The organism is Salinifilum aidingensis (genome assembly GCF_054782015.1).
Genome location: NZ_BAAGTH010000001.1, coordinates 165,988 through 179,258 on the forward strand (window position 1 = coordinate 165,988; position 13,271 = coordinate 179,258).

Annotated in this window: 13 protein-coding genes and 1 pseudogene; 3 read left to right on the plus strand and 11 right to left on the minus strand. The window is 74.6% G+C overall.

The window, feature by feature from the left end:
- Positions 1-67: 67 nt before the first annotated feature.
- From ACYVJE_RS00800 to ACYVJE_RS00835, 8 genes are all read right to left on the minus strand, one after another.
- Positions 68-310: an SHOCT domain-containing protein gene (locus ACYVJE_RS00800; protein ID WP_459158443.1), complete on the minus strand. Its 243-nt coding sequence runs from the start codon at positions 308-310 to the stop codon at positions 68-70.
- A 141-nt stretch (positions 311-451) separates the two neighbouring features.
- A complete protein-coding gene (locus tag ACYVJE_RS00805) occupies positions 452-1,969 on the minus strand; it encodes a leucyl aminopeptidase family protein (RefSeq protein ID WP_461142808.1) in 1,518 nt (505 codons plus the stop codon).
- A gap of 485 nt (positions 1,970-2,454) precedes the next feature.
- Positions 2,455-2,622 (minus strand): DUF3117 domain-containing protein, encoded by a 168-nt coding sequence (locus ACYVJE_RS00810; protein WP_459158441.1) that lies wholly within the window; start codon positions 2,620-2,622, stop codon positions 2,455-2,457.
- Positions 2,623-3,112: 490 nt separating this feature from the next.
- Entirely contained in the window at positions 3,113-3,682 is a 570-nt protein-coding gene (locus ACYVJE_RS00815) for a DNA-3-methyladenine glycosylase I (protein WP_461142809.1), read from the minus strand.
- Positions 3,679-4,266 carry a DivIVA domain-containing protein gene (locus ACYVJE_RS00820; RefSeq protein WP_461142810.1) on the minus strand — a complete coding sequence of 196 codons (588 nt, stop codon included), beginning with the start codon at positions 4,264-4,266 and terminating at the stop codon, positions 3,679-3,681. Before ACYVJE_RS00820 ends, ACYVJE_RS00815 begins: the two co-directional genes overlap by 4 nt.
- Before the next feature lie 171 nt (positions 4,267-4,437).
- The gene (locus tag ACYVJE_RS00825; protein WP_459158438.1) at positions 4,438-4,773 is read right to left on the minus strand and encodes a PadR family transcriptional regulator; all 336 of its coding nucleotides are present in this window, start codon (positions 4,771-4,773) and stop codon (positions 4,438-4,440) included.
- Positions 4,774-5,088: 315 nt separating this feature from the next.
- Entirely contained in the window at positions 5,089-5,967 is an 879-nt protein-coding gene (folP, locus tag ACYVJE_RS00830) for a dihydropteroate synthase (protein ID WP_459158437.1), read from the minus strand.
- Positions 5,967-6,533: an LOG family protein gene (locus ACYVJE_RS00835; RefSeq protein ID WP_461142811.1), complete on the minus strand. Its 567-nt coding sequence runs from the start codon at positions 6,531-6,533 to the stop codon at positions 5,967-5,969. Before ACYVJE_RS00835 ends, folP begins: the two co-directional genes overlap by 1 nt.
- A 292-nt stretch (positions 6,534-6,825) precedes the next feature.
- Between ACYVJE_RS00835 and ACYVJE_RS00840 the strand changes: the two are divergent.
- Positions 6,826-7,564, plus strand: a pseudogene (locus tag ACYVJE_RS00840) (slipin family protein); the annotation flags it as partial.
- A gap of 668 nt (positions 7,565-8,232) precedes the next feature.
- On the opposite strand, the gene dapE reads toward ACYVJE_RS00840, so the two are convergent.
- Entirely contained in the window at positions 8,233-9,309 is a 1,077-nt protein-coding gene (gene dapE, locus ACYVJE_RS00845) for a succinyl-diaminopimelate desuccinylase (RefSeq protein ID WP_459158435.1), read from the minus strand.
- A gap of 25 nt (positions 9,310-9,334) precedes the next feature.
- Between dapE and dapD the strand changes: the two genes are divergently transcribed.
- Entirely contained in the window at positions 9,335-10,330 is a 996-nt protein-coding gene (dapD, locus tag ACYVJE_RS00850) for a 2,3,4,5-tetrahydropyridine-2,6-dicarboxylate N-succinyltransferase (RefSeq protein ID WP_459158434.1), read from the plus strand.
- A gap of 271 nt (positions 10,331-10,601) precedes the next feature.
- On the plus strand, positions 10,602-11,639 hold the full coding sequence (locus tag ACYVJE_RS00855; RefSeq protein WP_461142812.1) for a CHAD domain-containing protein: 1,038 nt from the start codon (positions 10,602-10,604) through the stop codon (positions 11,637-11,639).
- A gap of 141 nt (positions 11,640-11,780) precedes the next feature.
- Here ACYVJE_RS00855 and dapC read toward each other — a convergent pair whose 3' ends face one another.
- Both dapC and fdxA read right to left on the minus strand, forming a co-directional pair.
- Positions 11,781-12,887, minus strand: coding sequence for a succinyldiaminopimelate transaminase (gene dapC, locus ACYVJE_RS00860; RefSeq protein ID WP_461142813.1), 1,107 nt, complete (start codon positions 12,885-12,887; stop codon positions 11,781-11,783).
- Positions 12,884-13,204, minus strand: a complete 321-nt coding sequence (gene fdxA, locus ACYVJE_RS00865) for a ferredoxin (protein ID WP_459158431.1) — start codon at positions 13,202-13,204, stop codon at positions 12,884-12,886. The genes dapC and fdxA overlap by 4 nt, the downstream gene beginning before the upstream one ends.
- Positions 13,205-13,271 lie beyond the last annotated feature (67 nt).

Genomic DNA, 13,271 nt, shown 5'->3' on the forward strand with positions numbered 1-13,271 from the left:
CCCGCTGCCCGCCGTCCCGCGCGGGCGCGGCCGCCCGGGCGCACGACCCGGGCGGCCGCCGGTGCTCCTACTTCTCACCGAGCACCCCGCGCCGGCGGCGGTACTCGTCGGCGTCGATCTCCCCGCGCGCGTACAGCTCCGCGAGCACGGCCTGTCCCGCGCGGGGTCCCGAGCGGCGCTCGGCGCGGCGCCGCAGCAGGACGACCGCGGTCACCACCGCCGCCAGGATCACCAGCCACACCAGGGGGAAGACGAATCCCGGTGGCCCGTGTCCGGCGTGCGGTCCCCACGCCAGCAGCACGTCGTGCATGGTGGTTCACCCCCGTTTCCGATTCCGTCCGGTCGTGCTGGTCACCAGCTTCGCCGGAGCGCGGGGGTCGCGTCGTCAGCGCGCGAGCGGATCCGCGCCTACGCGGATCCGCGTAGGCGCGGATCCGCCACCGCGGACTGGCTACGTGGCCGCGGACTCCTCCTGGTCGGCCGCGTAGGCGGCGGCGAGCTCGACGAGGCTGCGCGCCGCGAATCCGGAGGCGCCCGCGGTGACCTCGTCGCGCTCCGATTCGGCCCGCGCCGGCCCGGCGATGTCCAGGTGCGCCCACGGCAGGTCGCCGTTGAACTCGCGCAGGAACAGCGCCGCGGTCACCGCGCCCGGTCCGGCGGGGGCCTGCTTGAGGTCGGCGCGCTCGCCCCGGACCGCGTCGGCGTGGTCGTCGAGCAGCGGCATCGGCCACCAGGCCTCCCCGGTGCGCCGGCCCGCGTCGCGCAGGCGCTCGGCGAGCTCGTCGTCGGTGGCGAACACGCCCCCGGTGCGCAGTCCCAGCGCGACCTTCACCGCACCGGTCAGCGTGGCCACGTCGACGACCAGGTCGGGCCGGTGCTGCTGCACGCCGTAGGCCATGGCGTCGGCGAGGACGAGCCGCCCCTCCGCGTCGGTGTTGTCGATCTCGCTGGTGGTGCCGTTGTAGTGGCGCACCACGTCACCGGGCCGGTAGGCGCTGCCCGAGACGTGGTTCTCCGCGGCGGGCACGAGCGCGGTCACCCGCACCGGCAGGGCGAGCTCGGCGATGGCCGACAGCGCTCCGACGACGGCGCCACCACCGGCCATGTCGGTGCGCATCCAGTGCATCCCGTCGGCGGGCTTCAGCGACACCCCGCCGGTGTCGAAGGTGATGCCCTTGCCGACGAGCAGCAGGTGCGGGGCGTCGGAGGCGCCGTCCGGGCGGTAGGTCAGCTCCAGCAGCCGCGGCGGCCGCGCCGAACCGCCGCCGACGGCGAGGACGCCGCCGAAACCGTGCTCGGTGAGCCACTTCTCGTCGCGGACGGTGGCGGTGACGGCGTCGTGCTCACCGGCGATCTCGGCGGCCGTGCTCACCAGCCACGCCGGGTCCTTGACGTTGGACGGGGCGTTGGCCAGGTCGCGGGCCACGGACGTCGCGCGCGCCCACTGCCGCGCCCGCTGCGCGGTCTCGCGCAGCGCGGCGGTGTCCTCGCCCGGCGCCGCGACGAGCCAGACGCGGCGCAGCCTGATCGGGTCGGGGCGTTCGGTGACGCGGAAGCGGTAACCGCCGAGTGCCAGGCCGAGCACGAGCGCGGCGACGGCCTCGGCGGTGATGCCGGCGGGCAGTCGCACCTGGAGGTACTCGGCTTCGGCGGCGTCGCCGAGATCTTCGGGATCGCCCTCGTCCGGGGTGGACGCGGCGAGCCGCTCGCGCACCGCGCGGCCGAGGGCGCCGCCGGCGCGGCGCCACTGGTCGGGTTCGCCGTCGGCGGCGCCGACGGCCCACCCGGAGCGCCCGTCGGTGAACGGCAGCGGGTGCAGCGAACCGGCGTCGGCCCGCGCACCGATCGCGGTGAGCACGGCGCCGTCCACGTCGGCTGCCGCGGCGGGCACCGGTTCCGAGGCGGATTCACCGGTGAACAGCGGAACGGCACCCGGCACGCCGTCCCGCCACGTCCCGGTCACGTCCACTTCGACCAGTGGGGTCGGAACGGCGGGCAGGTTCGGCTCGACTGCGCGGTGCGACCGCGACGTACGAAACACAGCGGCGGACAACAGCAGACCTTTCGTGCGCGGCAACGTGTTCGGGCCACCGGCGCCGCGGCGGCACCGCCACCGGCACGTGTTCCGGCGCGCGCCGGAGCCGTGCCGGTCCGGCGCCCCCGCCGTCCGAGCGAACCGGGTGGTCGCCGACACCGGCCGCGGCGTCGGCGGCCGCCCGGTCGTTCGTCACCGTCGATCGGCGGCCCGAGAAGTGAATGCGATCGAATCGCGTCGGACTGTCCACACCGGCGGGCGCGCTGGTCGGCAGAACAGCCCCGCTCGCCACGTGCCCTGCTGCCTGCGCACCGGCACCTGCGGGGTGTCCGCTGCCTTCCAGCGTCCGGTCCGGAGGGCGCCCGGCCGAGGCGGCTCCCCCAGGCGGGGTCTGGTCCGCGCGATCCATCCGTGCGAACCTAGCCCGTGGTCGACTCCAGAGCGTCGCCCAGGTTCTTCGCCTCCTCAACCGACATCTCGACGACGAGACGCCCACCACCCTCGAGCGGAACGCGCATCACGATGCCGCGTCCCTCCTTGGTCACCTCGAGGGGACCGTCTCCGGTCCGGGGCTTCATGGCCGCCATAGCGTGCTCCCTCCGTGAACTCCAACACCCCGCGGCTTCGCGCACGGCTAGCTCGGGTCTGCCCCATTGTCCCCCATGCAGAGCGGAGGATGAAAGCGAACCGATCAACTCGGGTCCGCCCTGCGCTGGTCGAATCCGCCGGACCACGGGCACTTCCGGGGCTTGTGCGGTGTTCATCCGGATCACGAGCACGCCCCCCCGGACGCGATCCGGGGCACGCGTCCCGGCGTGTCGCCCCGCGGAGGAGCGCAACGCGGTCGGTGCCAACTCGCCGCTGTCGAACGGGAAACCACCCGCCCCGACAATCCACTGTGCACACTCCGGCGATGGTGAAAACGACTGACACGCCCGACGATCGTTCCAGCGGCGCCACTCGCCGTTCACCTCGCGCAGCGTGTCCGAGGGTTCACGCGCCGCGCCGTGTGCTTCTGGTCACACTCGCGCGTCCGGGCGATCACGCAGCGCGATGCCGCGGGCCGGGAGGTGCGGATCACCCCGCGCGCCAGCAGTCCGCCAGGTGATCGTCGACCATGCCCGTGGCCTGCATCAGCGCGTAGCACGTGGTCGGACCGACGAAGGAGAAGCCGCGCCCCTTCAGCGCCCGGGCCATCGCCGCGGACTCGGGCGTGCGCGCGGGCACCTCAGCAGCCGTGCGCGCCCGGGAGCCGCGCCCGGCCGGCGCGAAGGACCACAGCAGCTCGTCGAGGGACTCACCGGAGCCCACCAGCACGCGCGCGTTGGAGATCGCCGCGTCCACCTTCGCACGATTGCGCACGATGCCCGGGTCGGCGAGCAGCGCGGCGCGCTCGTCCTCGTCGAAGGCGGCCACCCGGTGCGGATCGAAACCGGCGAAGGCGCGGCGGAAGGCGGGGCGCTTGCGCAGGATCGTCAACCAGGCCAGCCCCGACTGGAACGCCTCCAGGGTGAGCCGCTCGAACAGGGCCCGGTCCCCGTGCAGCGGGCGCCCCCACTCGTGGTCGTGGTACTCGGCGTAGTCCGGCGGGTGCGCACCCCAGGGGCACCGCGCGTACCCGTCGTCACCGCGGATCGCGCCGGTCACTCCCGCTCCCCGGCGTCCGGACGCGGGTGCTCCCCCTCCGCGGTGCCCGCAGCTCCGCTCCCGGCGGCAGCGGAGCCCTCGGCGGTGCTCGCCCCTCCCCCGGCCTCCGCTGCGCCGGCCTCCGCTGCGCCGGCCTCCGCTGCGCCGGGCTCCGCTGCGCCGGTTTCCGCGCGCTCGGGCACTTCTCCGGTGCCGGTCGCGGCCTCCTGCGCCGTCGCTGAGCGCCCGTCCGCGGGGTCGCCGGCCGGGCCGGGCTCCCCGCCGCGCGCGCGGTGCAGCTGCTCCTCGGCCGCCGCGAGCTGGCGCTGCAGCACCGCCACCCGGCCGCGCAGCTCGTCGAGCTCACCGGCGACGCGTTCCAGCGCCCAGTCGACCTCGACCGCCTTGTAGCCGCGCAGCACCTGCTGGAACCGCAGCGCGCGCACATCGGAACCGTCGACCTCGGAGGACGGCAGGCGGGTCGGCGTCGCCCCGGGCGGCAACGACTCGAGCTGCTCGCCGCGGCCGAACACCACCGAGGCCAGCAGGAACACCACGGCCCCGACGACCAGGGCCGCGAACAGGTAGAGGAGCGCACTAGCCACGGTGGCCCATCGTGACACGGTGCGCCCCGGCCGCGGTCCGGGACCTGCGCACCCGCACGCCCGGGAGGAAGGGACCCGCCGAGGGCGTCCGCGGGCGGTGGCGCGCACGGGACCGCCCGGGGCGGACGAGACCCCGGCGGTGCGCGCGCGAGCACCGCACCGGAGCGGCCGTCACACCGGAGCGGCCGTCCGGCCGCCCAGCACGCCCTCGATCGCGGAGGTGAACTCGCGCCAGGCCCGGCGCTCGGCGTTCAACGTCTGCTGCCCGACGTCGGTGAGCTGGTAGGTCCGCCGCCGGCGGCCGCCCACCGTGCTCCACGTGCTGCGCACGTAGCCTGCGCTTTCCAGCCGCCGCAGCGCCGGGTAGACGGTCCCGGTCGGCAGGTCGACCGCACCACCGCTGCGTTGCTGCAGGACCTCGATGATCGCGTATCCGTGCAGTGCCTTGCCGTCGAGCGTGGCGAGTAACAGAGCATCCAGGTGACCGCGTAGCGCATCTGCCTTCACAAGTAGCGACTCTACGGATGTTCGGGCGCACTGTCACCGTCTTCCGGCAAGGGACCTTGGTCCCGGAAATGCGCGCGCTCGAATGATTTGCCTCACGCCTCGCCGCGTGCCCGCGCTCCGGGGCGCCCCCGACACGCGAACCCCGCGCACCGCCCCGCAATCTGGACTCGTTCCAGGAAGCGCAATTTTCATGAAAATTGTAAGTTGTCCCCACACGAATGGAGCACAATCCATCCACAAGGGGTGGAGTTGTCCCCGGGCTCGGGGGCCGAGGGGCGGCTGCGGGGCGCTTCCTAGGCCGCTGCGGGGCGCTCCCTAGGCCAGGGCGCGCAGCACGGCGTCGGGCGGGCGGGTCCCGGCGATCGACGCGACCATCTCCACCACCCGCCGCGTCTGCGCCACCTGGTGCGCGCGGAAGACCCGCGCGCCCTGCCAGGCGGCGACCGCCGTGGCCGCCAACGTGCCCTCGACGCGCTCGTCCACACCCGTCCCGAGCGTTTCGCCGATGAAGTCCTTGTTGGACAGGGCCATGAGCACCGGCCACCCGGTGGCCGCGAACCGGTCGGCGTGCCGCAGCAGCGCCAGCCCGTGCCAGGTGTTCTTGCCGAAGTCGTGGGTCGGGTCGATGAGCACGCCCTCCGCGGGCACACCGGTGGCGACCATCCGCTCGGCCCGCTGCACCAGCTCCTCGGCGACCTCGGCGACCACGTCGGTGTAGCGGGGGCGGAACGGGTCGGTGCGCGGCGGCAGCCCTCCCGTGTGCGAGCAGACCACGCCCGCGCCGAACTCCGCGGCCACCTCGGCCAGCAGCGGGTCGGCCCCCGCCCAGGTGTCGTTGAGCAGGTCCGCGCCCTCCGCGCAGACCTGGCGGGCCACCTCGTGCCGCCACGTGTCCACGCTGAGCACCAGCTCCGGGTGCCGGCGGCGGACCTCCCGCACGAACGGGACGACGCGGTGCGCCTCCTCCTCCGCGTCGACCGGCTCGCCCTGGGCCCCGGCGCGCACCCCGCCGATGTCGATGATGTCCGCGCCCTCCTCGGCCGCGCGGTCCACCGCCTGCACCGCGGCGTCGGCCGCGAACGTGCTGCCGCGGTCGTAGAAGGAGTCGCGCGTGCGGTTGACGATCGCCATCACCAGCGGGCGCTGCCCGGGCACGACCTTGTCCCGGAAGCGCAGCCCGGCCCGCCCCGGCATCACGCCGAGCTCGCGGCGCAGGCGTCCAGCGCCTGCTCCACGTCGGTGGCCACGGTCAGCACGTCCAGCGAGGACTGCGCGGCGAAACCGGACCGCACCATGCCGCGCAGCCAGCTGAGCAGGCCGTCGAAGTGCCCGTCCGGGTCGAGCAGCACCACCGGTTTGGCGTGCAGGCCGATGTAGCGGGAGGTCCACACCTCGAACAGCTCCTCGCAGGTGCCGATGCCGCCCGGCATGGCGAGGAACGCCGAGGCGTGGCTGTCCATGAGGCCCTTGCGCTCGCGCATGTTGTCCACGACCAGCAGCTCGTCGGCCTCGTCGTCGGCGATCTCGTGCTCCACGAGCGCCTGCGGGATGACCCCGATCGTGCGGCCACCGCCCGCCCGTGCGGCCCGGGCGACCTCGCCCATCATCGACACCCGGCCGCCGCCGGAGACGAGCGTCCAGTCGCGCTTGGCGACGCCGCTGCCCACCTCGGCGGCCAGGTCCATGTAGCGCTGCGGCACGGCGCGGGACGCGCAGTACACGCACACGGCCGTGGCCCCGGTGGACTCGTTCGTGCTCACCTTCGAACCTCCTGCTGCATCGTCCCACCCCTGCGGCGCCCGCCGGGATCATCGTAGCGGCGCGGCGGTGCGCGGAACCCGCGGCCGCATCCCCCCGCCAACCAGAAATACCAGTTCATCGGGGATTCACATGTCGTCTCGGCGGCGTACGATGAGCACACACGAAGCAGTCACGCACCGTGGACGCCGGCGCACCTCGCGTGCGCGACGACAAGGATCGTTCCCGGCGGGCACCGATCCCGCGCCGGACGGCCCCGCCGGCGGACCGGCTTCGCGCCCCGAGGGGGCTGTCATGCTCACCGAAATCGCGGTCATCATCCTGGTGGTGCTGGTGCTCGGGCTCGCCACCAGCATCAAGGTCATCCGGCAGTACGAGCGCGGCGTCGTCTTCCGGTTCGGCCGCCTGCTGGAGCACACCCGCAGCCCCGGCCTGACCATGATCGTCCCGGCGATCGACCGCATGCACAAAGTCAGCCTGCAGATCGTCACCATGCCCATCCCCGCGCAGGAGGGCATCACGCGGGACAACGTGACCGTCCGCGTGGACGCGGTGGTGTACTTCCGCGTCGAGGACCCGCCGCGGGCGATCATCAACGTCGAGGACTACCAGTTCGCCATGGGGCAGGTCGCCCAGACCTCGCTGCGCTCCATCATCGGCAAGAGCGACCTCGACGACCTGCTGTCCAACCGGGAGAAGCTCAACCAGGGCCTGGAGCTGATGATCGACAACCCCGCCCTGGGGTGGGGTGTGCACATCGACCGGGTGGAGATCAAGGACGTCTCGCTGCCGGACACGATGAAGCGCTCCATCGCGCGGCAGGCCGAGGCGGAGCGGGAGCGCCGCTCGCGCATCATCTCCGCCGACGGCGAGTACCAGGCCTCCCGGAAGCTCTCGGACGCGGCCAACGTCATGTCCGACACGCCCGCCGCGCTGCAGCTGCGCCTGCTGGAAACGGTCGTCGAGGTCGCCGCGGAGCGGAACTCGACGCTCGTGCTGCCCTTCCCGGTGGAGCTGCTGCGGTTCGTCGACCAGACGGCGGGGATGGCGACCGGTGCGGGCGAGCAGTCCGCGGAGAGCACCACCTCCGCCGCGAGCACCCCGGCGGACACGAAGAACACCGAGCCGGAGGAGCCGGGCACGCCGTCGACCGCGGCGCTGGCCGCCCTGGCCGACCCGGAGATCCCCGCCGCCGAGGTGCCGCCGGCTCCGCGCTCGAGCGAGGAGGACTCACCCGCCGAGGCGTCTGCTGCCGAGGCGGCCCCGGCTGCCGAGGCCGCCGAGGAAGTCGCTCCCGAGGGCGCCGAGGAGGGCACCACCGGGGCGAGCGGGTACTCCGACCGGCCCGGGGCTGCGGACGCCGCGGACTCCGCGCGGGCTTCCGCGGACGAGGACGGCCGCGCGGCCGCGCACAACGGCCTCCCCGGCCAGCGCGGGACCGAGGAGCGCGAGTTCTCCGGCTACTCCGGCCTCTCCTGAGCGGCCCCAGCCCCGAGCGGCCCTGCCCCGAGCTGCCGGGCGGAGCTGCGCCCGGGCACCGCCGTGCACCCCTGAGCGGGGTGCACGGCGGTCGGCGCGTCCGGGAGGTTCTGACCCGGCCCGCAGGCCGACCACGACCGCGCGGTCGCCGAGGACCGGCTCGGAGCCGCGCTCGACGCGCTCCGCCCGGCTGAGCGCGCGGCCCCGGCGGGAAGCGCCCGGTCAGCCGAGGAAGCTGCGCAGCACCTCGGTGCAGTGGCGCACGTGCGCGGCGTGCACGTGCTCCTGCCGGGTGTGCGCCAGCGCGGGGTCGCCCGGCCCGAAGTTCACCGCCGGCTGCCCGCGCGCGGCGAACCGGGACACGTCGGTCCAGCCGAGCTTGGCCACCGGTTCGGCCCCCGAGGCGGCCACCAGCTCCGTCGCGGGCGCCCGGTCCACCCCCGGGCGCGCGGGCGCGGCCGCGTCCTCCACCGCCACCTCGAAGCCCTCGAACACCTCGCGCAGGTGCGCTTCCGCCTCGGTCACGGTGCGGTCCGGGGCGAAGCGGTGGTTGACCGTCACCACGCAGGAATCGGGCACCACGTTGCCGGCGACCCCGCCCTCGACGCGCACCGCCTGCAGTCCCTCGTGGAAGGCGAGCCCGTCGACCTCCGGCCGCCGCGGGGTGTACTCGGCCAGGCGCCGCAGCACCGGTTCGGCGGCGTGGATCGCGTTGCTGCCCATCCACGCGCGCGCGGAGTGCGCCCGCACGCCGGTGGTGCGCACGCGCACCCGCATCGTGCCCTGGCAGCCGGCCTCGACGACCGCGTTGGACGGTTCGCCCACCACGGCCAGGTCCCCGTCCAGCCACTCCGGCAGCTCGCGCTCGATGCGGTTGAGCCCGTTGCGCTCGGCCTCGACCTCCTCGCAGTCGTAGAACACGAACGTCAGGTCGTAGCGCGGCGCGGTCAGCTCGGCGGCCAGCCGCAGCAGCACCGCGTCGCCGCTCTTCATGTCCGTGGTGCCGCAGCCGTGCACGACCTCCTCCTCCCCCGCGCCGGTGCGGTGCGACGGCAGGTTGTCGTTGACCGGGACGGTGTCCAGGTGCCCGGCGAGCACGACCCGCCCGGACCGGCCGAGGTCCGTCCGCGCCAGCACCGCGTGCCCGCTGCGCACGACCTCGAGGTGCGGTGCCTGGCGGCGCAGCGCCGACTCCACCGCGTCGGCGATCTCCCCCTCCTCGCCGGAGACGCTGGCGACGTCCACCAGCGCGGCGGTGAGATCGACGGGGTCGGCGGCCAGATCCAGCGCATCGCTCATGACCCGGCAGGTTACCGTTTTAGCCATGAGCACAGGTACTCCCGACCAGCAGAGCACGGGCGCCCAGGGCGTGGGCGTGGCCACGGTCACCGATGACGGCACGGTGCTGGACACGTGGTTCCCCAGCGTCAAGCTCACCGACCCCGGTGAGGCCACCGAGCCCGGCAGCACCCGGCTGACCCCGGAGCAGGCCGCCGAGTACCTCGGCGCCGCCGGCGCGGAGCTGCTCGGCCGGGACGACGCGCGCAACGTGGAGATCGTCGCCGTGCGGACCGCGGTCGACCGGCTCGACACGCCGCCCGCCGACACGCACGACGTGTACCTGCGGCTGCACCTGCTGTCGCACCGGCTGGTGCGCCCGCACGGCCAGAGCCTGGAAGGCATCTTCGGCCTGCTGTCGAACGTCGTGTGGACCAACCACGGGCCGTGCGCGGTGGAAGGCTTCGAGGCCACGCGGATGCGGCTGCGCGCCCGCGGCGCGGTCACCGTCTACAGCGTCGACAAGTTCCCCCGGATGATCGATTACGTCGTGCCCTCCGGGGTGCGCATCGGGGACGCCGACCGCGTGCGGCTCGGTGCCCACCTGGCCAGCGGCACGACGGTGATGCACGAGGGCTTCGTCAACTTCAACGCGGGCACGCTCGGCGCGTCCATGGTGGAGGGCCGCATCTCCGCCGGGGTCGTCGTCGGCGACGGCTCCGACGTCGGCGGCGGCGCGTCGATCATGGGCACGCTCTCCGGTGGCGGCAAGGAGGTCATCTCCGTCGGCGAGCGCTGCCTCATCGGCGCCAACGGCGGTGTCGGCATCTCGCTCGGCGACGACTGCGTCGTCGAAGCCGGCCTGTACGTCACCGCAGGCACCAAGATCACCCTGCCGGACGGCACGATCACCCGCGCCCGCGACCTGTCCAGCTCCAACGGGCTGCTGCTGCGCCGCGACTCCACCACCGGCGTCGTCCAGGCCAGCGCCCGCAGCGGCGGTCCCGTCGAGCTGAACGCCGCGCTGCACGCCAACGACTGACAGGACTCCGGGAGTCCGCGGAGCGGCTGTTGAGGGCGGGGGATGGGGGTAGCTGGGAGGAATCTCCGGCGGGGCCTCGCTGCGGGATCCCCGACCCCTCGGGTAGCCACCCGCAGGCCGCCTGGCGGACCGCTGCGCCCAAGCGCACATCCACCGGTCCGCGCCCGCGGACACCGGTGACAGTTGCCGGGGCGGTCGGCACGCCCGCCCGCCCCGGCAACTCACCGTTCGGAGCAACCGCCAGTGCCGCGTGCGCTCCTAGAATCGGGTGATGGCTGTTGAGCAGCGCGGCGCCTCCTCGTCCCCGAACGGCGCGCACCCCGCCGCGGGGAGTTCGGACGCGCCGGGAGCGACGGGCCGCACCGCTCGCGGCGAGCTCGCCGCGAGCATCGGCCTGACCGCCGCACCCGTGACCCCGGCCGACGACAGCGATCCGGCCGAGCAGGTGCGCGCCGGGCTGGACCACCGCCTGCGGGTGCTCGTCGACCGCGACCCGGGCACGCGCAGCGGCGAGGACCCGGAAGACCTGCACCAGATGCGCGTGTCCGTGCGGCGCATGCGCGCCATGCTCAAAACGGCGCGCGACTTCCTCGACCGCGGCCGCTCGGACCCGTTGCGCGCCGAGCTCGGTTGGCTCGGCCGCTCCCTCGGCCCCGTGCGCGACCTCGACGTGCAGCTCGGGCACCTCGCCGAGCAGGTCGCCGCGCTGCCGGAGATCGACCGCGCCGGCGGTGAGTCGCTGCTGCGGGAACTGCGCCGGCGGCGCGAGCGGGAGCGGGAGGCGATGCTGTCCGCGCTGGACAGCGCCCGCTACGGCCACCTGCTGCGCGGGCTCGTCGAGTACACCTCCGCCCCGGTCGGCGCAGCCGCCCCGACCGGCCGGGCCGCCACGACCGGGGCGGCCGAGCAGCTGCTGCGGCTGACCGGGCGGCAGTACCGCAAGCTGCGCAAGGCGGTGCGCGAGCTGCCGGACGAGCCGAGCGACGAGCAGCTGCACGACCTGCGCATCCGCGGCAAGTCGCTGCGCTACACCGCCGAGTTCGCCGAACCGCTGTGCGGCGAACCGGTGCGCGGGGTGCGGAAGGCGGCGAAGGCGCTGCAGGACGTGCTCGGCGAGCACCAGGACGCCTGCGTGGCCCTGGAGCAGCTCCGCGAACTCGGCGGGCAGCTGGGCTCGCGCGGTGACGCCCCGGCGGGGTTCACCGCCGGCCGCCTCGCCGAGCAGGAGAACCGGCGGCGCCTGCAGCGCCGCGAGCAGTGGCCGCGGACCTGGCAGGAGCTCCGCTCAGCGGCCGGCGAGCTGAGCTGAGGGCCCGCGGACCGGCCGTCGCGGGCTGGCCCGGTGCGGCGGGGAGCACCGGCGTGCGGCGGGGATCACCGGCGCGCCGCCCCGCCTCGCGAGGCGCCCGCGCCGAACCCCGCTCGCAGCGGAGGAAGTCGCGGAACGAGCTCAGGTCAGGCGCTGCACGGCCGCGGCGATCCGCTCGTCGGTGGCGGTCAGCCCGATCCGCACGTGCTGCTGCCCCGCGGGCCCGTAGAACGTGCCGGGCGCGGCGAGGACGCCGCGGCGGGCCAGCCGGTCGATCGTGCTCCACGCGTCCTCACCGCACGTGGCCCACAGGTACAGCCCGGCGCGCGAGTGCTCGACGGTGAACCCGGCGGACTCCAGCGCGGGCAGCAGCGCGGCGCGCCGCTCGGCGTAGCGCTTGCGCTGCTGCTGCACGTGGGTGTCGTCCTGCAGCGCCGCGGTCACGGCTTCCTGCACCGGGCGCGGCATGATCATGCCGGCGTGCTTGCGCACCTCCAGCAGCCGCCGCACCAGGTCCGGGTCGCCGGTGACGAAGCCGGCGCGGTACCCGGCGAGGTTCGACGACTTCGACAGCGAGTGCACCGCCAGCACGCCGGTCGGCTCCAGGCCCACGGACGGGTGCAGCACGGACACGGGATCGGTCTCCCAGCCGAGCGCGAGGTAGCACTCGTCCGAGGCGACCACCGCCCCCATGTCCTGCGCCGCGCGCGCGGTGCGCCGCAGCTCGCCGGCGTCGGCCACCCGGCCGGTGGGGTTCGACGGCGAGTTCAGCCAGACCAGCGCCGTCCCCGCCGGGGGTTCCTCGCCGGGCGCGAGGCGCACGACGTCGGCGCCCGCCAGCCGCGCCCCCACCTCGTAGGTCGGGTAGGCCAGCTCGGGGATCGCGACCAGCTCGCCCGGCCGCACCCCGACGAGCGTTGGCAACCACGCGACGAGTTCCTTCGACCCGACCGTCGGCAGCACCGCCTCCGGATCGGGCGCGGTCACGCCGTGCCGCCGGTGCAGCGCCCCGGCGGCGGCCTCGCGCAGCGCGCGGGTGCCGTGCGTGGCGGGGTAGCCCGGCTGGTCCGCGGCCGCGTTCAACGCGGTGCGCAGGACCTCCGGGACCGGGTCCACGGGGGTGCCGACGGACAGGTCGACGATGCCGTCGGGGTGCGCCCGCGCGGTCGCCGCGTGCTCCGCCAACGAGTCCCACGGGAACTCGGGCAGCCGCGGACCGCGCGGCGCACCACTGCTCGCGGTGCTCATTCGGCCTGCGGAGGCAGGCTCACGACCGGCTCGACGTCCTTGTTGACCTTGCCGACCTTGGCGGCACCGCCCGGCGAACCCAGGTCGTCGAAGAAGTCCGCGTTGGCCTGGGTGTACGCCGTCCACTCGTCCGGGACGTCGTCCTCGTAGTAGATGGCCTCGACGGGGCACACCGGCTCGCACGCGCCGCAGTCGACGCATTCGTCCGGGTGGATGTAGAGCATCCGACCGCCCTCGTAGATGCAGTCGACAGGGCACTCCTCGATGCAGCCCTTGTCGAGCACGTCGACGCAGGGTTCGGCGATCACGTAGGTCACGGTTGCTCTCCTGCTTGCAGCGTAGTTCCGACGCGCAGGAATCTCCTGGCGCGACGCGTCGAGAATA

Coding starts and splice junctions, on each gene's coding strand:
- dapD (WP_459158434.1), top strand. CDS start 9,335: ATGAGCACAGGTACTCCCGACCAGCAGAGCACGGGCGCCCAGGGCGTG.
- folP (WP_459158437.1), bottom strand. CDS start 5,967: ATGCCGGGGCGGGCCGGGCTGCGCTTCCGGGACAAGGTCGTGCCCGGG.
- dapE (WP_459158435.1), bottom strand. CDS start 9,309: ATGAGCGATGCGCTGGATCTGGCCGCCGACCCCGTCGATCTCACCGCC.
- ACYVJE_RS00800 (WP_459158443.1), bottom strand. CDS start 310: ATGCACGACGTGCTGCTGGCGTGGGGACCGCACGCCGGACACGGGCCA.
- ACYVJE_RS00810 (WP_459158441.1), bottom strand. CDS start 2,622: ATGGCGGCCATGAAGCCCCGGACCGGAGACGGTCCCCTCGAGGTGACC.
- dapC (WP_461142813.1), bottom strand. CDS start 12,887: ATGAGCACCGCGAGCAGTGGTGCGCCGCGCGGTCCGCGGCTGCCCGAG.
- ACYVJE_RS00855 (WP_461142812.1), top strand. CDS start 10,602: ATGGCTGTTGAGCAGCGCGGCGCCTCCTCGTCCCCGAACGGCGCGCAC.